At 35.5% G+C, this 22,106-nt stretch carries 18 protein-coding genes; 2 read left to right on the top strand and 16 right to left on the bottom strand.

Going from position 1 to position 22,106, the window contains the following annotated elements; genetic code table 11:
* Positions 1-397: 397 nt before the first annotated feature.
* The 7 genes from DES36_RS10445 to DES36_RS10410 all read right to left on the bottom strand — a co-directional run bounded on the left by DES36_RS10445 (position 398) and on the right by DES36_RS10410 (position 5,465).
* A complete protein-coding gene (locus tag DES36_RS10445) occupies positions 398-766 on the bottom strand; it encodes a hypothetical protein (protein ID WP_187387051.1) in 369 nt (122 codons plus the stop codon).
* Positions 767-793: 27 nt separating this feature from the next.
* Entirely contained in the window at positions 794-1,261 is a 468-nt protein-coding gene (locus DES36_RS10440) for a VanZ family protein (protein ID WP_113921142.1), read from the bottom strand.
* A gap of 93 nt (positions 1,262-1,354) precedes the next feature.
* Positions 1,355-1,720, bottom strand: coding sequence for a DUF4180 domain-containing protein (locus DES36_RS10435; RefSeq protein WP_113921141.1), 366 nt, complete (start codon positions 1,718-1,720; stop codon positions 1,355-1,357).
* A 127-nt stretch (positions 1,721-1,847) separates the two neighbouring features.
* Positions 1,848-2,297: a DUF5946 family protein gene (locus DES36_RS10430; RefSeq protein ID WP_113921140.1), complete on the bottom strand. Its 450-nt coding sequence runs from the start codon at positions 2,295-2,297 to the stop codon at positions 1,848-1,850.
* 1,343 nt (positions 2,298-3,640) lie between these two features.
* Positions 3,641-4,498, bottom strand: coding sequence for a hypothetical protein (locus tag DES36_RS10420; RefSeq protein ID WP_113921138.1), 858 nt, complete (start codon positions 4,496-4,498; stop codon positions 3,641-3,643).
* Positions 4,499-4,739: 241 nt separating this feature from the next.
* A complete protein-coding gene (locus DES36_RS10415) occupies positions 4,740-5,198 on the bottom strand; it encodes a transposase (RefSeq protein WP_113921137.1) in 459 nt (152 codons plus the stop codon).
* 39 nt (positions 5,199-5,237) lie between these two features.
* Positions 5,238-5,465 carry a transposase gene (locus tag DES36_RS10410; RefSeq protein ID WP_113921136.1) on the bottom strand — a complete coding sequence of 76 codons (228 nt, stop codon included), beginning with the start codon at positions 5,463-5,465 and terminating at the stop codon, positions 5,238-5,240.
* A gap of 117 nt (positions 5,466-5,582) precedes the next feature.
* Between DES36_RS10410 and DES36_RS10405 the strand changes: the two genes are divergently transcribed.
* On the top strand, positions 5,583-5,882 hold the full coding sequence (locus tag DES36_RS10405; protein ID WP_207657449.1) for a site-specific recombinase: 300 nt from the start codon (positions 5,583-5,585) through the stop codon (positions 5,880-5,882).
* 54 nt (positions 5,883-5,936) lie between these two features.
* Here the strand turns inward: DES36_RS10405 and DES36_RS10400 are convergent, their stop codons facing one another.
* The 9 genes from DES36_RS10400 to pta all read right to left on the bottom strand — a co-directional run bounded on the left by DES36_RS10400 (position 5,937) and on the right by pta (position 21,061).
* A complete protein-coding gene (locus DES36_RS10400) occupies positions 5,937-7,256 on the bottom strand; it encodes a 5-methylcytosine restriction system specificity protein McrC (protein ID WP_113921135.1) in 1,320 nt (439 codons plus the stop codon).
* Positions 7,237-9,309 carry an McrB family protein gene (locus tag DES36_RS10395; protein WP_113921134.1) on the bottom strand — a complete coding sequence of 691 codons (2,073 nt, stop codon included), beginning with the start codon at positions 9,307-9,309 and terminating at the stop codon, positions 7,237-7,239. The genes DES36_RS10400 and DES36_RS10395 overlap by 20 nt, the downstream gene beginning before the upstream one ends.
* A 463-nt stretch (positions 9,310-9,772) precedes the next feature.
* Positions 9,773-12,694 (bottom strand): DEAD/DEAH box helicase, encoded by a 2,922-nt coding sequence (locus DES36_RS10390; RefSeq protein WP_113921133.1) that lies wholly within the window; start codon positions 12,692-12,694, stop codon positions 9,773-9,775.
* Positions 12,694-13,101, bottom strand: coding sequence for a (deoxy)nucleoside triphosphate pyrophosphohydrolase (locus tag DES36_RS10385; RefSeq protein WP_113921132.1), 408 nt, complete (start codon positions 13,099-13,101; stop codon positions 12,694-12,696). Before DES36_RS10385 ends, DES36_RS10390 begins: the two co-directional genes overlap by 1 nt.
* Before the next feature lie 358 nt (positions 13,102-13,459).
* Positions 13,460-14,356: an HNH endonuclease gene (locus DES36_RS10380; protein ID WP_170128269.1), complete on the bottom strand. Its 897-nt coding sequence runs from the start codon at positions 14,354-14,356 to the stop codon at positions 13,460-13,462.
* Positions 14,357-14,580: 224 nt separating this feature from the next.
* A complete protein-coding gene (gene radC / locus DES36_RS10375) occupies positions 14,581-15,258 on the bottom strand; it encodes a RadC family protein (protein WP_113921130.1) in 678 nt (225 codons plus the stop codon).
* Between the two features lie 585 nt (positions 15,259-15,843).
* The gene (locus DES36_RS10370) at positions 15,844-16,437 is read right to left on the bottom strand and encodes a class I SAM-dependent methyltransferase (protein ID WP_113921129.1); all 594 of its coding nucleotides are present in this window, start codon (positions 16,435-16,437) and stop codon (positions 15,844-15,846) included.
* Positions 16,438-18,508: 2,071 nt separating this feature from the next.
* Positions 18,509-19,882: an MFS transporter gene (locus tag DES36_RS10365; RefSeq protein ID WP_113921128.1), complete on the bottom strand. Its 1,374-nt coding sequence runs from the start codon at positions 19,880-19,882 to the stop codon at positions 18,509-18,511.
* Positions 19,883-20,086: 204 nt separating this feature from the next.
* Positions 20,087-21,061 carry a phosphate acetyltransferase gene (gene pta / locus DES36_RS10360; RefSeq protein ID WP_242981752.1) on the bottom strand — a complete coding sequence of 325 codons (975 nt, stop codon included), beginning with the start codon at positions 21,059-21,061 and terminating at the stop codon, positions 20,087-20,089.
* Positions 21,062-21,386: 325 nt separating this feature from the next.
* Here pta and DES36_RS10355 point away from each other — a divergent pair, with 325 nt between their 5' ends.
* Entirely contained in the window at positions 21,387-22,052 is a 666-nt protein-coding gene (locus tag DES36_RS10355) for a hypothetical protein (protein ID WP_113921127.1), read from the top strand.
* Positions 22,053-22,106: the final 54 nt, after the last annotated feature.

Genomic DNA, 22,106 nt, shown 5'->3' with positions numbered 1-22,106 from the left:
TAAAATGGTCTATCAGTATGCATTTGATGGTCTATTTTAATGCATCAGGTGGCTCAAAAGTTAGCATCGATGGTCCATTTGAAATGCAATATTCACTTATCATATATTTCATTTACCTGTTAGGTAAATATATAATTATTATAGCACTATTTACCTAATAGGTCAATAGTACGTATTAGAGTATTTTTTAGCTGTTAGGTCAATGGTCCTTTGTGAAGTCGAAATATAAAAAAGTGGCGAAGCCTATTGATCATAAGTTGACCGAAGACTTCGCCTCTTTGGGTTTCTATATTTAGTTTATGGTTTATATAAAATAAATGCACCAAGTTTTTATATCTTAGTGCGTTATACATTATGTTGATATTCTCATATTTTTATTATGGCAAATTAAAATTAATCATAACTCTGAATCGATATTTATTTGGCTCTCGATGAATGTTTTTGAAATGAGCATAGCTTGAATTATGTGTTGAAAGCGATTAAATTGTGAGCTTCCTTTTTCATATTTACTTTGAGCTTTTTTAGTTTTATTAATGATTGAAACTATAGGAGGTAGTGCCTCTCTCAAATCTTTCCTTGTATAATTTGTTGTTTTATCCCATGATAGAAGAGACTTAGAAATATAGAGTGCTTTAATTCTATTTCTTAGGAGCGAATGTTGAGATGTCCCTTCTGAAAACTTAAGTTGCATTTTTTCACAATTAATAATGGTAGAAGATAGTAAGGATATTGCCTTTTCTAATTCTGCTTTACTGAATTCCATCATGATCCCTCCTCTTCAATTTGGAATTTATTATTTCCTAACAAATTGAGTATTGATGAATTTCACGAACAAATACCCAAGAGCAATTCCAATCATATTAAGAATTATGTCATCAACATCAAAGCTGCCTGTTTTAGTAATATATTGAAACACTTCAATGCAAAGGTCTACAATAAACCCAACACCGATAACTTTCCAAAACGAATTAATTTTCCTAAACGCTATAGGTAGTAAAAATCCAAAAGGCATAAACGGCACTATATTTCCTATTAAATTATATCGTGCCCATCCCTCAGATATGTTCTCTAGTTGCGTACCTATACTTCGAAAAGGAATCAGATTGTAATTGATAGAACCAGGTAAGCTGTTGTTTTCAATTCGACTGATAATACCTGAAGTTGAACCATGAAATTTTATGACAACCAGAAGAAATAGTGCTATTATATAAATCCACCAAATTATTCTTAATGTAATTTTTCTTTTGTCCACCTTTGTCATAAAACATTCTCCTCATCAAAAAATTCTATTTATCTATTTGATTATAACTAATACTTAGATCGATATAGAAATAATATTCCATTATTGTAAAAACTAATCCATACTTAGTTTTTCAATAGCTTGTTTTTCATTTGGCAAAAAGAATATATCTTTTCCTTTATTACATTCATAAATAAAATCTTTCAAACTCTTGCTTGTATATATAGAGAAATCTCCTATGATAGCTATTTTCTTTCGATAATTTATAAATTTTTGTAATATCTCTCCTGCTATCTTGGTGCTTAGATCAAAAAACTCTTCACATATTGATGATTTATTTATAATCATACGACTACATCCTGTTTCATAATCTACTGTAGCAAAAAAATCCAGTGCTGATTGCACATCTGTTATCAGTATATCTTCACTATTTACAATCGCAATTTCAATATTATTCTCTTTAATAACGCTTATTTGCATATTATATTAATCCTCCTTCTCAATAAATTGTCTTTGCGTGAAAAATTTACTTATATAATTTATGCAAACACAATATAATGTAAGTGGAGAGAATGTTGTCGAACATCAATTACCTATTTTTAACATATCAATGCCTTAGATCATTTCTTACTTCTATTTTCCATTTGTTAATATTAGATATTGCATTTTGCTCTCCACCTAAGTATATATCTTCAATTGTCATAGACCAACATCTTAACTCACGCTTTCTTTCCTTGTTTGGAATAGGGTTTGTTATTTTCCCTACTGATTTTACTATTTCACGATTCTTCTTGAGAATATATGGTGTATCCCAATTATTGTCATAAGCATCAATAAACAGATTAACTAAATGCTTATATCCTTCTTCTGTATAATTTGAAGGATGTTGTATCATATAACATGAAACAAGCCAAAAATGCAGTTCATATAGTTTAGGATCATTATGTTCCCAAACAATGGGAAAACCAAATAATTCATAGCATGAAAATCCATTTGTTTCTCTGGTTCCACATTCTATACACCTACCAAATTTCATAACTGTATTATTATCAACCACTTATCATCAAACTCCTTTATTAAATTTGATATTCAGTTTATCCTATTACGTAACGTAAATGTCAATTGATTCTTTATCGCAGGGTTTTAAAATAAAGTATTAAAAGCTATTATCGATATCTTTTTCTGCTATGTTTATATCCAAATTACCAGTCATCTATAAATCACCCCCAAAATAGGGGTCAAAAAACGGTGTTTTTTCGCTCTTTTTTTGATCTAAAAACATCCCTAAACCACTATATATTGTGGTCAACTCCTACTTTTTGTCCTCCGAACCACAATACGTCATCAGAATTATACTCTCAACGTGCATACCATAAGGAAACATATCCACTGGTTGTATTTCTTTTAGTTTATACTCATAACAGTGGTCTGAAATAACAAGCAGTTTTATAGTGTAATACTATTCATTATTATATCACCTAATAGAATATTGCGAAAAATCACATTTCTCTTTCTCGATTAACAAAACATATTGTTATTAATGTACATTATTCTTACTAAAAAAAAGAATATTAGGATTGTTGAGATACAAAATACAGCTTATTGATTATCATTTTTCTTCCCCTATTGTATAAAGCTAGTGGGAGGTTTTATTTGAGCAGTGAATTGTTTAAATATGTCCCTACTCCAAACTGTCCCCTATTACTACAGGTGCAAAAACTTGGCATGTTTCCATTGCCTTGATGCAGTTATAATAAATCACTTGCCAATCTGGGTAAAAAGAAGAGCGTAACTGACAACCTGACCCAATTTTCCCCGTCCCTCATGAGTCATAGAAAAATTTATCTCCGCCGAACCCTACGAATACCGTAGCGAAAGATATATCTACTACCGAGAACTAAAAGCAAATCAAGTCATAGAAATAGTAGCAAAAGCCTTCAATATAAATAACCCAGAGTTTATAAAGATTAAGTATAGTCATAGCATCACAAATTTTAAAGCAGTATCAATATTTTTAATGAGATGCCTCTGTGATTATAGTTATAAAGAGATCTGTAAGGAAATTGGCAATCTCACCCTATCTCAAGTAGCTAAACTCAACCGAAAAGGTTTTGACCTGATACAAAGTAATCCAAAGTATCAAAGCCTGTTGCCAGATCTGCTTGAGAAAATTAAAGTAGCCTAACAGCTTATCAATAATAACAAGTATAATTTGAGACCACTATAAGATGGTCTTAGAGCTATGTAACAATTTCTAAAGATTCCTTATATAATGCTTATCAAAATCAGTTAGGCATTATTTTTTTGCCCAAAAATCTTTATTATAAGAAACTACATGTATTACTTCGTCTCTAAACTGCTAAAAGTACAGATATGTCCCCTTGTTACATCAAGTTCTGCCTAAAACAATTTTTCTATTTCCTTTTTTGTTTTTAATTTATAAAAAGCTATAATTACACTTGTATAATATTGCATCATCCAATCATACCAGATTTCTTTACTATAATTACCTTTTTGGTCAGCTCTGTTATGACGAATATTATACCCATTAACAATGCCAAAAATTAGTTTGTCATGTTCATTCTTAGGAATTTTATATTCTTCATTGAGTATATTTTTTAATTCCTCACGCTCATTTTCTAATATATCAGCTAATATATTAATTGCCTTTTTCTTTGTTTCCATATTTGAATCAAACCGATAGAACATCGAAGCTGCGGTAGATAGTTGCTCAAACACCCGATTTGGCATATCCTTTCCATCATAAGATAATTGTTGTTTTAGAATTTCGTTTGGCAATTTCATTATGAAACCATTTGTAGGTTCAATATAATATCCACCATTATACATTCTTAAAATGTTATTTATATGTTCAGCATACTCTTCCCTAGGAACTTCCTGCATTAACTTATTATCTTTATAATCATATAATGCTATATGGTCATATAATATTTCAATAACAGAAAATAAAATTTCCTCTGTGTAGTATTCGGAATATTCATAAATTGGCCATACTTGTCTATCTTGTAATCGAGTAGTAAAAAAGACCTCTGGATCAGGTGCTAAAGATGGTGGAATTATCTGCTCTTCATTATTTGAATATGGGATTAACCTCCAAACTCCCTTTGTAGCACATTCCAAATATTCTTTGTTTGAAAAGTACTGGTATGTTTTAATAAAGTAGCTTTTAAGTTCATCAAACGATATTGAAATTGGATTTTTTATAAGTCGATTTCGCTCTGCATAATATTTTTTCATTTATTCATCTACTCCTTTATATTAAAACTCAGACGGGCATATCGCGACGGCAGAATGTGTGAAAGCACACTTTTTATGCCACGTTTGGATACGATAATATCACATTTTCAACCTGCTTTTGTTTCTGGTGATACTTAAAAAGAGTAATAAAATACGAGCCTTGAAGTACTCTGTTAACTTCTCAGTTCCTATTATATTTATTACTCTTTTTAAATTATAAATAAAAAAGTGCATATGAGACTCAGATATCTGTTCCATTATTGCTTGTACCCATATGTCTTGCATCTGGGTCTGTTATAGATAGTTCTCCTTCTTCTTCAATGCGTTTTCCAAGCTCAGTAAGCTCTTCTATTTTCTTTTTTGCTTCTGCTATCTTTGTGAGGATTTCTTCTTTAGATAATTTCACTGTTTCATCCGATTCCAAGTCGTCAGATGCAGCCAGTAGCTCCATATATTTATTTGCACTTTGCTCAAAGTGAGCAATCTGCTTTTTAACTTTTCCTTTTGTATAATTCTTTCTTCTTGAATTATTCGCTCTAAATTTGCTGCCATCGACGGCAATCATCTCTTTGCCATATAACCCTAATTCTTTGCATATAGAAGAGAAGTGCTTAAATAGATTTGTTAAACTTTGTTTGTTGTCTTTTCGAAAATCTGCAATCGTCTTAAAATCTGGCTTTAAATTCTTTAATAACCACATTACTTCTACATTTCGATGACATTCTTTTTCTAACTTTCTTCATGATCGAATCCCCCCGAAATATCCATAGGTATATAGCTTGCACATATCCTTAGGATTATATGGCTTTCTTCCGGTCTTTTTAGGTGTAGCGTATGTAAAGCCTAGCTTTTCCATATCTAAGCTATCGATTAAAGCATCAATTACTCTAGCAGGATTATCATCATAAGATTCTGGTATGAAGCCAACTTGATTTCTATCAAATTCTGTATGGATATATCTTGACATAACTACACCTCAATTTTCGACTTTTATATGTACATTATACTATATTTTCAATATTCAAGGTATAAAAGTGGTCGTTTTCACACATTCTGACGTCCCTAATGGGTCTTCGATAAGCGGTTGGAGGAACTGCAAACAGAACTTTTGAAGTTGGCCACTTCTAATGCGGACTATGAGAAAGTAAGCGACGACATCCACCGCCGGCGTGACCAGAAGCAGAAACTACAGGTTGAAAACGCCAACCGTGATGAACTCAAAAAGCGTATGGCTGATATGAGCACATTCTTAAAGAAGCAATCCATCGCTCTCACCGAATACTACGAGCAACTTGTCCGGCGGTTGATTGAAAAGGTCACCATCTTCGAGGATAAATTCAATGTTGAGTTCAAATCCGGCTTGACTGTTGATGTAAACGAATAAAGGCAAACCGAACAAGGCACTCTATGGGAATGGCAACGTAGGGTGCCTTGGTTACTAGATTGATGAGCACTCTAGTTTTAAATCCTCTTCACTTTTTTTAATCTTCACTTTAAAATCTTCATAATTAGCAACTTCATTAGGAATTGTCAAACCACACTTAAAAACCATTATGTCGTCTCTTGGACAAACATTATTTTCATAAGTGGAACCGCTATTCATTCTTAGCTCAATATTTTCAACTCCTTGATTTTGTGGATATAAATAAATACCTTTTTTAGCATCAAATCTAAACATATATGCTAACAATTGCTGATAATCACTGCCTTTTATGTTTTCGCAAGGCTTATACTTCGCATCGACGATTATACGATTATCCACCTCGTGGCTGATAAAATCTGGATAGATTAGACCTACATTCCGAGCAAATAGTCGTTGTGCTCCTTTTCTACCTTTGTTCATTGGGTGATGAAAATCACTGCCAATTAGCAAGTTGATGTATTCCTCCCAGATCCACGAACCGTCAAACAAGATACCGTGAATCTGACGCATACCAGGGCCAATTTGATGCTTCTCATGCTGTAAAATCATTATGCACAGGCGCTGTAATGCCCTGTACTCACGATAATACGCATGGCGGATGGGGTTCTTGATGTTTTCGGCTATGACTTTTCTTCTATCAAAAAACTCATAGCCATTAGTCGTTCCTACGACTAATGACACTTCGTCTTTTGTTTTTTGCAACAGATTATTACCATAAGGCTTCTTCTTGATAAACTCAATCGTATGGCGAATCAACTGCATCAAATAATTATCATATGAAAACTCGCGCTGATTATATGCTACATTCCCGATAAAAGGAGTATTCTTTCTGACATGGCGAGGAATATCGATTGACCCTTTAACATTTCCATCGTTATACTGATTCTGAATATACGTCTTGAATAGACCTTTGCGCATCGCTTCTTTTAAATAGTGAGGAAACAAAAATAGTAGCAGGTTAAACATAAGGCTATCTTGATTAGAATCGGTATTTAGCTCTAAGATATTGGGAAAACTCAGTACGCATTCAAGCAAATATTGAAAAAAATAATCACATATGCCAGTTGAAAAACGTGATTCAATGACAAGGCGTTCTTTGCCATATCCTAAAAATCCCATAACATTACTTGAACGATAACAATCATTGAAGCTTTGTAAAATCACCTGATCCTTACTTATATCTTCTGCATCTTTTATAAGTTTAGGGAAAATAAATACCCCTTCTTGTTCAAGTTGTTCAAGTGTCTTATCAATAATTTTTTCTGTCACATTGCTGATTCCATCAAAGAATCTTTTACTAATAAGCGCATTATCCTTAATCTTGAGTTCTGTCATTTCTGTCCCCTGTATAACCATACCCTTTTGCAAACTTCTCCATAATGCCGTTTTCATCATACATACCGCGAACATATTCCTGAAGTAACGGCTGAAGATAATCTGCCCATAATTGGTCAAAGGTTAAATATTTTAACTTCAAAAAATAAGATGCGCCGATGTGATAGTTTTCGTTAAGCTCCTCGACATTTGAGATTTCATTATTTAAAGCTGTCATTCGACGGATCGCTTCTTCTTTATCTTCGCCAAGTGTATCTAACATTTCCAATCGTTCATCTGACTTTATCTCGATAAATCTGAAACGACGACGCATTGCAAAGTCAAAACTATCAACTGAACGGTCAATATCGTTCATCGTTCCAATAATATAGACGTTCTCTGGAATGTAAAACTTTTCGTCTGGATTATCATGCATATTTGCATACTGTGTGGACACTTCGCCAACTTGTCCGCGATATCCTGGATCAATTGAGAAAAACAACTCTCCAAAAATTTTAGAAATTTCACCACGGTTAATCTCATCGATAATAAAAATGTAAGGCTTCAATTTATCTGGCTTTGCAACTGACTTGGGCGCTGGCGACTTGTTAGCTTTAATCGCATTAAAAGTAGCTAGATAATAAGAATCTTTTTGAAGTCCAGTTACTCTACGAAAGAACAACGTAACATCTTTTACTTGAGTGAAATTTTGGCCAGACTCCAACATCCCTTTTAATTCACTGATATTTAGCTTCAACTTATTTGATATCTTGTTTTCTGGGGCAGAAATATGAATGTATTTATCATCAATACCGGTGATATAGAATTTAGTACCACGAGCGATTTCCAGCTCATCTACACCCAACTCAATGCTTGAGAAATAATCAGACATAATTTCTTGAATAGATGCTTCTTTTTCTATCACTTCCTGGGGCTTTTGTGAATCATCAAAGTTCTTTTTCGCTTTTGCTACAAATTTCTTAAATACACCTTCCTGAAGCTCAAATCCCACAGAACCATCATCATATGTCTTTGGACGCAATCCTTCAACAAAGTCAGAATAATCGTAATTTGGGTGGAACTGAACAAATTCAACCTGTTTTTTCTGCTCATCGGTCAGTAGAGAAAAAGTATCAAAATAGCCATTACTAATGATATCAGCAGCAATTTCTTTTGCGAGATACGTTTTTCCTGTCCCCGGTGCACCACGGAGAATGATGTTTTTAGACTCAATAAGACTACTGGAATAAGGATTTCTATACCCGCTGATTGCTTTAACTTGCTCTTCAATTTCTACTTCTTCATTTTCAGGCTGCTCAGCTTCTTTTGTTTCCTTTTCGCGATAGACGAGAACGAACTGATCACCCTCATGGCCAAAACGCTTCAAGGAATCCCTGACGAATAGGATGGTAGAAAAAATATTCCAACAATAAATAACAAACTGTTTTTCTGCATCATAGCTATATATTAAATATTCAATTGTATTTCTATGTTTCTTAAATTCTTCAACACTGGAAAAAATGCCACGAATGACTTCAGTGCTTGGAGTGTACTGGCAAATCGGAAAATTTTCTTTTTCCTCAGCAGGTAAAGCGGCAATTAATTGCTCAAAAACCTGACAAGCCAAACGTGGCATGGTTTGGTTTGAGTTTCTTCTTTCGCCCTTATTGTATTTGCGACGAACTACCGCTCCACTAGCATTTTTAAAATATGTATCAAGTGGTTTGTAATTATCTCCAAGGCCAATATTGTCCAACGTAAATTGATCGTCAGTTGATGTTACTTCGTTTGCCGTAATAATCAGCTCAAATTTCTCTTGCTTTGTTTCAATTAGAAAGTTGAGTCCTTCTAAAAAGTTTTTTGCCTCTACTGCGTTAAATCCCTCAGTTGAAATTGCTTCGTGATTGACTAAATGATTTGCTACTGCAATAACGTATTTGGGTGGATACCTCTTACCTGATTTATCAATCAATTCATACTTTGTACTTTTGTTTTTATCCGGTACATCATTTTCATCAATATATTTAATCGCTTTTAGAATATCATCTTTTGAAATGTTTTTTGAGATTGCCATTTAAAAACTCCTCCTTACCATTGCGTATTTATCTCAAAACTTTGGTTTTCGCAGTAACTTCTGCGGTAAAACTGTTCTGAGTTTTTCTTCTGTATGAAACATAAGTTTGTTACATGCCCTATCAATAAGACTAAAAAAACCTTATTGCAGTTATTCCGCAACTTATTATACCAACATCCAATCTGACCACTTGACTATCAAAAACCGCCTTGATGGACTTGTTTCTTTGAACCGAAAAAATCATGATTTTACACAATGGGTTTGCAGCAAACTCAATCTTTTACGCATGACATCAATACTACCGTCTCAACATGGTCGGATGAGGAAACATATCCAAGGATAAACCCGCCTATAATATTTAACCCCATATCTCTTGCTTTAACATTTGGAATAGGACTTTCTATTTTCCCTGGCCATGAAAATTACCTCCTAGATATTTCCTTATCAATATATAATATTTTCATTAATTATTTTCGGTTATATATTCGTACACGTCTTCACGTACCTCAGTTTCTAATTGATAGTAAAGTTCTACGGCAGTAAGTCCTGAATCATTCATTACAATTTCTTTAGGTTCGTCGATAGCGTGCATTAATCCAAGGTAATAGAATTCTTTTGAGGCTTCGTCATTTTTATCTTTTCTTACAAATAAATGAATCGCTACGTTCTGTGCTTTTGCGTTATAGATAGTTTGTACATCCTTGGAGCTTTTGCTTCTCTTAGATTTTGATATAGCAATTAATTTTTTGCGAGATTCAAAACGATCCTGGTATTTAATAGAGTCTGCAATATCGTCATCCTTATGGTAGTTTATGAAGACGGGAAATGTTTTTGTCTTTTCATCATATTTGTATCCGCCTATATTTAGGGCTACCACATTCTCTTCCCATTCAAGAAGTCGACATACTTCTTCATAAGAGTATTTCATATTTAATTGAAAACTCATTTGATGATAACTGTTTCCATAACGGGATTGATACCTATACAAACCGTAGTCTACTAATTCTGTAATATCCCTTCGTAAATACTCGTCCTCTAATGCTTTCTTAAAAGTTTGAGAACATTCATAGCCATCTCCACCTTGCTCGATAAACACACAAGATTTATAAGTATTTTTACCTGTTCCTGTTGCAAACTTGTTAGTGAGCACATTAATAAGGTTAACTTTTGTTTTATGTGTCACCTTTAAATGATATGTCTCTCGTAGTGTTTTCAATGTTTTATCAATTACATTATTTTCACCACGTAAGATATTTTTTAAAACTATGAGCTCATGAGGTCTTTTTCCTAGGGCTAACTTAATCGAGATGAATTCTAGTATAATCAATTGCTCCCGGGTGTAGGCATATGCTTCGTCTTTGTCATGTTTCATTAGAAAATTACTATAAGATCCGTAGTTTTCAAAGATGAGTCCCACATCTATTGCATCATGCTTTTCAAAGTCCATAAGATAGGGTACATGGCCCAAACGAAACTTTAGATTTTGATAGCTGTCCCGAATCAAACGTTTGATATCGCCGTTTCTGATTTTATCAATTGATTCAAAGATTTTCTTCTTAGAAATTGTATCAAAATTCACGGTAGAACAGCCTGGTATTACCTTGCTACCTTCTACAACAAATCGTCTAATATTGTCCTTATTAAAGCTTCTATCATCTGAAAGAGCCACTGGAATCATAAAGTTTCGCTTATAATTTCCGATAAAGTCTAAAATCACCACATACTCTTTTCCTTGAGACTTTCGTAGACCTCTTCCTAACTGTTGGACAAAAATAATAGCAGATTGAGTAGGACGCAACATAATAATTTGATTGATCTTCGGGATATCTACACCCTCATTAAAAATATCAACAGTGAAAATATAATCAAGGTAATTATCTATAGAATCTTGTTCAAGTCTCTCAATAGCTGTTTCGCGTTCTTGTTGGCTATGTTCACCTGATAGGGCTACTGTGCGTAAGCCTTTAGTATTAAACATTTTAGATAATTCTCGGGCTTCATCGTTACGACTGCAAAAAATGAGCCCCTTAACCCTATTACCATGATATCCATAAAAAGCTGCTTTTTCTAATATGTTGTCCACTCTTTCTTGTACTATAAGGTGGCGAAAATCACTGTCATCACCCAATTCTTCACCATTAATATTAATCTCAGATATACCAAAATAATGGAAGGGACATAACATTTCTTCACGCATAGCTTCTTGAAGTCGAATCTCATAAGCAATATTAAAGTCAAAATCTTCAAAAACATTATGACCATCAGTTCGTTCAGGTGTTGCAGTCATTCCTAAAAGAAATTGCGGTCTAAAGTAATTTAATATTCTCTGATATGTGTCGGCACCCACCCTATGACTTTCATCTATTACAATATAATCAAAACACTCTGGGTGAAATTGTGTAAGTACCTCTTCCTTCGATACAGTCTGAATGGACGAAAAAAGGTACTGAGCATCTACCTCTTTATATTTTCCTGTGAGCTTACCACATTGGATGTGTTCTCCTAATACATTCTTAAAACTGTTGATGGATTGGTTCAGCAACTGTTCACGATGGGCTAAAAATAAGAGTCGCTTCGGTCTAAAGTTTTTTACATCAAATGCTGCTAAGTACGTTTTCCCAGTTCCTGTTGCTGAGATTAGCAATGCCTTCTTCTCATGTTTTGCACGGATTGCTTCAATCCCCAATAATGCTCGTACTTGCATTGTATTTGGCATGATTTTAGGAATGTTCTGGATTGTATCCACTTGGTATGCAAAATTGCTTTCTGAAATATAATTATCACTCTGTTTGATATCTTGATATTGAACTCGTTGGTATATAATCTTATATGCTTCTATCCATGCCAAATCTACTACCTGAGCATGATTAAAAGTTTCCTCAAATTCTAGTAGTGTTTCCTGGATCAACGTTCCTTTGTTTGTTGACGAAACTTTGATATTCCACTCTTTGTTTTTACATAAGGCATCCTGTGTCATATTGCTGCTACCCACAATTAAATTATAGGTATCACCTTTTCTGAATATATAGCCTTTCGCATGTAATTGATAGTCTACTTCCATTCGTAGTTCAATATTGCTAAAATTGAGTAATTTTTCGAGAGCTATTGGATCAGTAAAATTCAAATATTGAGAAGCGACAATTTTGCCTTTAATTTGTTTAGCTTCCAGATCCTTTAATGTATTGAGCAATGTAAGAACTCCACTTTGGGTAATAAATGATACAGAAAAGAAGAACTCATCACATTGATTAAGTTCTTTGATAATACTTGTAAGAATCTTTTGTCCTTTTTCCGAGTTGTTTAATAGAAGTTTGGGACGATATCCTTCAAGTGAAATACTTTCACTGTCAACAAATCCCGTATATAGACTATTTAACAATTCCATTAGACAACCTCTGACTTTAATAGACTTTCCACTATAGGCTTATCAGCATCGGCCCAATCTAATACGCTTATTTTCTCCTTAGGCAACCATTTAAAATCTTTGTGTTCATGCATTATAAACTCCCTAGTATTTACAGGGCATATATAAGTATGCATAGTAATTGCAAAATCTGGATAAGAATGTTCCACTGTCATAAAAAACTGCTCTGGCATTATTTCAACAACAATCCCCATCTCCTCCTTTAGCTCTCTTTGCAAACACCCCTCAAGACTCTCTGATTCCTCCACTTTGCCACCTGGAAATTCGTATTTATATGCCACATACTCATATTTACTTGGTCCTCTTTGCATACAAAGAATTTCTCCATTATTTATTAAAATTGCCGCTGTAACATAATAATGTTTCATGTCTAACTCCCTTAAATAGTAATATAACCAAATAGATATCACTGTTATTTTATTTTTTCATTTTAAAAACTACATTTACTAAAAAATATCATTCATATCCTATTATACCAAATATTATTTACAATTACCCATTGAGAACCTTCGGGCGAACGTAATGTAGAAATTCTTTTTTATTTATTTAAAACAAAACTAATTTTTCTCCCACTACCTTACAAAGTGACGGGAGAATTCATCAAAATAGTAAATTCTTAAGAACTGTCCCCTAAAATTTAGCTAAATAAACCATCAAAAACACTTTACTATTTCTTCTTCTGATGCCTGCTATTATTTAGCTATTTCTTTAAGAATCCACTATATTTTAAACTTCAAAAATTTCATCCCGATGCCACTCCAGATACTCCATATTCCCATAGCTCAAATTACATAAAATTTTATCACTAATACTCAACCTAGGTACGTCTCCAACTATCCTATTAGACACAATAACTTCCCCACCATCTTTAAATGTTATAAACCCTCTATCAAATAATTTGTCATGATTAGGGCATAGGATAAATCCATTTTCTACATCTAATCTTTCTTGATTATTGCTATCTTTCCACGGTTTTATATGGCTTGCGATAAGCAAGTCTCTATGCTCTATTCCACACATTATACAGCTACCATACCTCTCAAAAAGCCTATTTCTAAACTTTCCTTGACTTAAGCGAGTTAATATAATAGATTCTTTTTCTGTTTCCGCGACCTTCTCGTTTTGTACCTCATTTTGCAGATAAACGTATTCATCATATAAGTCTATCTTTGTGTCAAAGGGAATGTTAGTTTCTTTTTCTATCCTAGTTAAACACAATTCCCTCGTCATGTGGTACACATGGGAATAATCTTCTGGGTCTATTGAGATATCTATCCAAAATACTCCACTTTTATATCTTGCATGAGTGTATCTATTATTTGAAGAACCCCAGTATTTCATGGGGTTATTTATAATAAGCCTTATAATTTCCCCTTGATTATATGTATGAATTAGTTTTTCTTTCCCTTTATCTCCAAAGGATATGTCTCTTATCCGATCATTATCTGTAAGGTATCTATAAAATCTTAATGCAATTTCCTCTGCTCTAACTGGCTTGTACCAATCATACATACCTCTGTCCAACATACAGAGTAGTAAAACTAATTTGTATATTTTTACTTGACCATTTTGTTTATTTATTTTTGTAGTAGATATTTCATCAAACCATGATTGATATTTCATATACATTTCTCCGCTATAATTTAAGTAAGTAAACAAGATTACAAAGGACGGTATTATTAAAGTATTACTTTAATTCCCGTGGAACCCTTTTATTTTCAACGCTTTCACAGTTAATGTTAAACATTAAGGTTAATCATATTATAGGGTTTAACAATAGCTTATCAATTATTAACAAAGATATGAAGACAATAACTTCTGTTTCTACTCATTATCGTATTTTTAAACTACAACAACCCATTCTCCGCAAAACTATAATACCCCTCCCCTGCCACCACAATATGATCCAACAACTTAATAGATATCGCTTCTGCTGCCACCTTAATCCTCTTAGTTACTTCAATATCGGCTTTTGATGGCTGCATGCTGCCTCCTGGGTGGTTGTGGGCTACCATGATGCTGTTTGCTTGGTGCCTTAGGGCTGTTTCTACGATGAGCCTTGGGTATACGGGAGCTTCGTTGATGGTGCCTTCGTGTAGTAATGTGGCGTGGTTTACTCTGTTTTGGCTGTCTAGACAGATGACGTAAAACACTTCGTATAGCCTGCCAGTAAATAATGAGACAGCGTATTCTCCTGCCTTTGAAGAGCTATTAAGTTGCGGCTTGTCTTTAAACTTTCCGCGATTGTATCTTCTTGACAAGGAGGGGATAAGGGAAAGTAGGATGGCAGAGTTTTCGGTCAGTCCCCCTCTAGAACAAAGATCCTTTGGGTCTGCATCAAACACACCAGACAAAGAGCCAAACTCTTTTATGAGCGTGTGAGCTAATGCGTTGGTGTCTTTCATGGGGATGCAATAAAAAAGAAGAAGTTCTAAGACTTCATGATCTTGGAAGTGGTCTAAACCCTCTGCAAGATATCGATTTTTCACCCGTTGGCGATGGCCTTTGTGAATGTTCTTGTCCATTTGATTTCTCCCTTGTATTCCGATTAACGATAGTTGAACGATGGTTGAGCGGTTGTTAAACAATTGTTTAAATGCTAGGTTATTAGGCTTTTGACGTTGAACTTGCTTGTTTTTCGTTATTGATGAGCGTGTAGTTTATTTGTAGAGATCCTTCGGCGCAAGGGCCTCTGGATCACTGGGGTCACGTCTTTAGGACTGGGCTCTGTAGGTCTTAGATCCTTCGCTGCGCTCCAGGATGACCTATGCAGGGGCTTGGGTCACCTTTGGGGTCTTGGATGCTTCGACAAATTTGGTTATTGTTAGTTATGTGTTGGGCGTGTAATTAGTTTGAAGGGATCCTTCGGCGCAAGCGCCTCTGGATGACTGGGGTCCCACCCTCTAAGGCTAGGCTATGTGGGTCTTTAGATCCTTCGCTTCGCTCTAGGATGACCTGGGTAGGGTTTTGCGGGTCCTTAGATTCTTCGCTTCGCTCAAGAATGACTGGGACAGCAGCTTGGGTCAATATCTCGCCTAAAAGCGAGTTTGGTTTTACTGACGACCTGACCACCTTATTTCAGAGGTTTTCCTTACCACCTTACCACCTTACTACCTTACCACCTTGCGCAGCACTATATTCAACCACTTTTCCTCTTCCCTACCCTTTCGTATATCCCTAGTTATTGTCGTTTCTACGATTTCAAACTCCTTAAGGGGTTCTAGTAGTTGTTTGAGTCTATCTTCGGTTAAATCTGTAAAATATCGACCTTTTCTATCTCCTTCAAACTCTCCGTATTTAAAAGAGGCGTAGAGATAGCCTTCTTGTTTTAATGCTTTCGATAGCTTTTTAAATATATTGGATAGATCTTTATAGGAAATATGGAGCAAAGATGCACATGCCCATATGCCGTCGAATTCTTCTTTAAAATCTATTTCGTCAAATGTTTTATATAGTACTTCTTGCCCTATATATTCACTTGCAAATTTACATAGCTCTTTTGAACCATCAAGGGCGCAGACTTTGTAGCCTAGATTTATAAAGACTTTGCTGTCTCTGCCTGATCCGCAGCCTAGGTCTAAGATGGATGAACCTTTTGGTAGGTATTTTAAAAAAGAATGATGGAGATCTGATGCATTGGCTTCTAGACTATCTGTTATGAAGTTTTTATAAAATGTATTGTAATAGTCTAATGTCTTATTCATTGTATGGTTAGTCCTTTTACTTTGATTTTTGTTATACTATTATTTACACAAGATAGAATACTTAAGTAATAAAGCTTTATATCTTAGTGAGTAATATATAGTTAAGTATGGCGAATATTGTAAATGATATCTTCTATTATACAACATTTTAGAGTTTTTTGGATGGATTTACAATTAATTTAGCGAATTATGTCTATTACCTGAGAAATATATGTTAAGCCACCAGCCGCTAGCGTTCAGCTATCAGGGCTAGGGTATTCCTTTTGGGTCTTAGATTCTCGGACAGGTATGGTTATTTTCAGTTATGCGTTGGGCTTTTTAGTTCGTTTGTAGGGATCCTTCGCTTGCGCTCTAGGATGACTGGGGGTGGGCTCTGTGGGTCTTAGATCCTTCGCTTCGCTCTAGGATGACTGGGGTGGGGCTCTGTGGGTCTTAGATCCTTCGCTTCGCTCTAGGATGACTGGGGGCTGGGCTCTGTGGGGCTTTGGATCCTTCGCTTGCGCTTTAGGATGACTGCGGTGGGGCGCTGTGGGGCTTGGATCCTTCGCTTGCGCTCTAGGATGACATGGGGGTGGGGCTCTGCTGACTTTGGATCCTTCGCTACGCTCTAGGATGACTGGGATGGGGCTCTGTGGGTCTTAGATCCTTCGCTTCGCTCTAGGATGACTGGGGTGAGGCTCTGCTGGCTTTGTATCCTTCGCTACGCTCTAGGATGACTGGGATGGGGCTCTGTGGGGCTTGGATCCTTCGCTGCGCTCTAGGATGACATGGGGGTGGGGCTCTGCTGGCTTTGGATCCTTCGCTTCGCTCTAGGATGACTGGGGTGGGGCTCTGTGGGTCTTGGATCCTTCGCTTCGCTCTAGGATGACTGCGGTGGAGCGCTGTGGGCTTTGGATCCTTCGCTTGCGCTTTAGGATGACATGGGGATGGGGCTCTGTGGGCTTTGGATCCTTCGCTTCGCTCTAGGATGACTGGGGTGGGGCTCTGTGGGCTTTGGATCCTTCGCTACGCTCTAGGATGACTGGGGTGAGGCTCTGTGGGTCTTAGATCCTTCGCTTCGCTCTAGGATGACTGGGGTGGGGCGCTGTGGGGCTTAGATCCTTCGCTTCGCTCTAGGATGACATGGGGGCTGGGCTCTGTGGGGCTTGGATCCTTCGCTTCGCTCTAGGATGACATGGGGGTGTGCTCTGTGGGGCTTAGATCCTTCGCTGCGCTCTAGGATGACTGGGGTGGGGCTCTGTGGACTTTAGATTCTTCGCTGCGCTTCTAGGATGACTGGGGTGGGCGCTGTGGGGCTTAGATCCTTCGCTTCGCTCTAGGATGACTGCGGTGGGGCTCTGTGGGTCTTAGATCCTTCGCTTCGCTCTAGGATGACTGCGGTGGGGCTCTGTGGGTCTTAGATCCTTCGCTTCGCTCTAGGATGACATGGGGTGGGGCTCTGTAAGGGCTTGGACGTTACCTCGCCTGCAGGCGAGTTTTCGGCTTTCCGCATTCAGCTTTCCCCATTCCGCTTTCTGCGTTCAGCTTTCGGCTTAAATTGTCAATTACTTGAAGCATCTATCCCAGTTAGGGAATAGACTGTCATACCAAGATAGTATTCTCAATCAAAAAATATAAGAGGCAAATTCATCATATAATATGAGAATCTGCCTCTTATATTTTAAGCACACTTTCCATTGAAACATCCTTTCAAGGTAAAGTATTCAAGTAATGGTTTACATTTTTGACAAACAGCCTTTTTCCTCTTTCCATTTAATAGGTTCTGTATAAACTGTAAAAATTACTTTCAAATTCTATGTGATCACATAGATTTGTCTTTCTCCAATCCCTAATCTGGGCTATCGCGAGAATTCATCTTTTGTTTATCGTTTTCCTATTATTCAGATTGACGGTAGATGTCGTCATTATTTTAAAACCATTTCCTTGTTAACTTTTATATACCCCATGGATGTTTTTTTAAACATATAATCTAAAAATTATTTTTATCTTAGACTTTTTTTACTTTAGTAGAAATAATAGTGGATGCTCATTTCAAAAGGTGACAACATTTCTATGCTATTTAATATGTCGCTTATTCTTCTGTAAGTGCAGCCATTCTTTTCCCATTTTCTGCTGCATACCAAGCTGCATCTTCGTCTGTGATCTTATATCCTTTTAACATAACAATAGATCCTATAAAATATAATATTGCAGGTAATCCACCAAATAAGAGCATGAAATGATTGATAAATTCTGGAGTAGCCTCCATTCCCGCCTTGTATCCTATTATCGAGAGACCATAACCGACAATTGCACCACCTAGAGTCATTCCCACTTTTACTTGAAGATTAAACATAGAGATTGCAACCGCACGATTATCCTTTCCTGTCTTATAAAGACCATATTCACCAGCATCTAGCATATAGTTGACGCCAAAACCTGTGTACATATACATGCCTAATGTCATGATACAGTTAATAACAATATAGATTACTAAAGATATATGTCCTAAAAATGCGATTACCAAACTTCCTAAGCCGTATACCAATAGTCCTACAACCATAGCATTTTTCTTACCTAGTTTTACGCCTATTTTAGGACTGATAATACTAGCAAACAAGCTAAAGATCATCGTTATGGTCATGGCTACAGACATCAACAAGAAATTTCCAAGTACATACATAAAATAATATGCCATTAGTCCATTAAAGGTAAACATGCCCACATAAAAAAAGATATGAGCAAACATAACCACTAAAAGCTGATTGTTGGTAAGAACAGAGCGAACCATATCACCTACAGTTACCCTTGCCCCACTAGAGACATTGCCCTGATCTGGGTCATAAGGCGCCGCAACTTTAGTAAGAATCGTTGCACCTATAAACATAATAGCGGCGAATATTGCTGCTACAATAGTATACGCATTGGAATTCCCTACAATAGGAGTTAAAAAGTTGATAAATGGAAGAGCTGTAGCTGAAGCGAGAATATTGGCTACTGCCATAGCTTGCCCACCACGAATAGACAGAGTGCTTCGATCTTCCATGGACGTTTTTGCCATAGATGCTAAAATTCCATATTGAGCTGTCGTCGTAAAGTTCATTGAGAAATGCAACAAACAGTAACCTATTACGATTATAACCGCACGAGCTGCTACTGGTAAGGAGGCCGTATCTGTAAATTGCATTACGCAGCCTGCAAAAGCCGTGTATTTTAAGATGACGAGCCAAGACCGATATTTTCCCCAGGGCAGTTTGGCTTTTTCCACAATACCTCCTACAACTACTCCTACCATAAAATCTAAAGTACGTGCAATAAGCAAAGTCGTTCCCATAAGTGCCGCGCTAATTAATAAGTTTTCTGTAATAAAAATTGTAATATAGCTTAATGGCAACATGTTCCCAACAGTTGATGACAAGGTGTACATAGCATAACTATTGATCTCTTTTTTAGTCAAGTTTGACATGTAGACTTCTCCTTTTTCTAAAATTTGTATTACAAATTATAAACTATCTATTTTTACTAATTTAATTTCAATTAAGTATACCATTTTTTATGCGCACATAAAAGACCTATCTTATAAAAAATAGGCCTTTTAATGTTTAATCTTATTTAGGAGAAATCAATAGTACAATCTCTCAAGCTACCTCTTTTAGACTTTATGATGATTTTAATCGATCAATGATTGGTTTGCAGTGATGATAGCAAGCTTGTATACATCTTCTTCTGAACAACCTCTAGATAAATCCGAAATAGGTTTGTTTAAGCCTTGTAAAATTGGTCCAATTGCTTCAAAATTACCGAAACGTTGGGCAATCTTATAACCAATATTACCTGATTGAATTTCTGGGAATACAAACACAGTTGCCTTACCTGCTACAGGAGAGCCAGGAGCTTTTTGTTTTCCTACACTTTCTACAAAAGCTGCATCAAACTGTAATTCTCCATCGATATTAAGTTCAGGTGCCATTTCTTGAGCAATTTTTGTAGCTTCTGCTACTTTTTCTTGCTCTGGAGAACTAGCAGAACCTTTTGTAGAAAAACTTAATAATGCTACATTTGGTTCGATATCAAAGACTTTAGCAGTCTTTGCTGATTCTACTGCAATTTCAGCTAATTGTTGTGCATTTGGCGCAATATTAATTGCACAATCTGCAAATACGTATCTTTCTTTTCCTTCATTTCGAATCATGACAAAAGCTCCAGAAGTTAAGCTGATTCCTGGTTTGGTCTTAATAATTTGTAAAGCTGGTCGAACGGTATCACCTGTTGAGTGGACAGCTCCAGAAACAAGTCCAGCTGCTTTGTTCATATACACAAGCATTGTACCAAAGTAATTTTCATCTTTAAGGATTGTCATCGCTTGCTCTTTTGTAGCTTTCCCTTTACGAAGTTCTACAAAAGTGTCCACCATTTCATCATATCCAGCGAAATTGTTAGGGTCCATAATTTCGATGCCTTCTAAATTAATGCCCTTTTCCTTCGCAGAACTCAATACTTCTTCTGGGTTTCCTAATAAAATAGGCACCATTAAATCTTCTGCTTTTAAGCGAGCCACCGCCGCTTGGATTCTAGGATCCATCGCTTCTGGAAATACTACTGGTATTTTCTTACCTTTAATTTTGTCTGATAAACTCTTAAACATCTTTATAACCACCTCTACCATAATTAAATTTGTCTTTAAATGACCTAGTATGAATCTTCTTGTTCTAATATACCATAATAAAAATATAATTTAAATAATAATTTACAGTTTTGTATTTATTAATTGACTTATCATAAAATCATATTTGTACTAGCTTTTCGTACTTTTTTACAGTTATTAAAATATAGCTATACAAATGAATTCGCTGAGGAGTGTGCATTTGAGATTTTTCTTTGAATAGTTCATAATTTCTAGGGTATTAAATAAAAAGGAAAAAACAAAGGATATTACCTGCTATATTTAATTTAAGAAGGGTGGATAAAACATGATTTACAGTATAGATGATATTAAAAAATTATTGAATCGTTATTTCTTTTCCGATGGCAAGCTCACCTCTTTAGAAGAAATAGCTACAAATCAAAAGCAGATTTTTACTGCCTCCCTTATTTCTTTCATAGAAGACAATGTAGAAACATTAAAGCCTCACTTACCCAAATTAATGGACCTTTTTCGCATGACTTTTCCAGAAATGAAGGAATTAGATGATACTACAATTATTATGGATTTTATAGATTACACTATAATCAGTGAAATTGAACTTGCTCACAATGCCTCTTCCATAATGAAATTCTTCGCTGCAGATGTGTCTCTAAGCAATTCCTTAAAAAATTTCTATATATTTCGCATCATCGAAAAAATTAGATTTGCAAAGATGCAAAGGGAAAGTTTACGAGATACGAGCGCTTATAACAGACATATAGAAAAGGTCTTAACAGAAGTAAAAGATGCTTTAAGGGTATTATTTGAACTCGATACTAGTTACGACGAGCTTGAAGCAATTTTAGAAAAATACTACGAGTTTAATCGCCACGTAAACATCCCAAATTCTTGGATAGAATTCTTTTCTTTAAAAGGGTATGACACTTTTAACCAGTTTATAGATGCAAAAAAGATAGATGAAAAAGCTCACTTAGATACAGATTTTGAATAATTTATAATGCAACTTTTGTGAATAATAAAGTGAAATCTGCAATACATATTAATT

Source organism: Alkalibaculum bacchi, assembly GCF_003317055.1.
Taxonomy (GTDB): domain Bacteria; phylum Bacillota; class Clostridia; order Eubacteriales; family Alkalibacteraceae; genus Alkalibaculum; species Alkalibaculum bacchi.
Note: the sequence above shows the minus strand (reverse complement) of the source record. Positions and strands in the feature narration are given on the sequence as shown.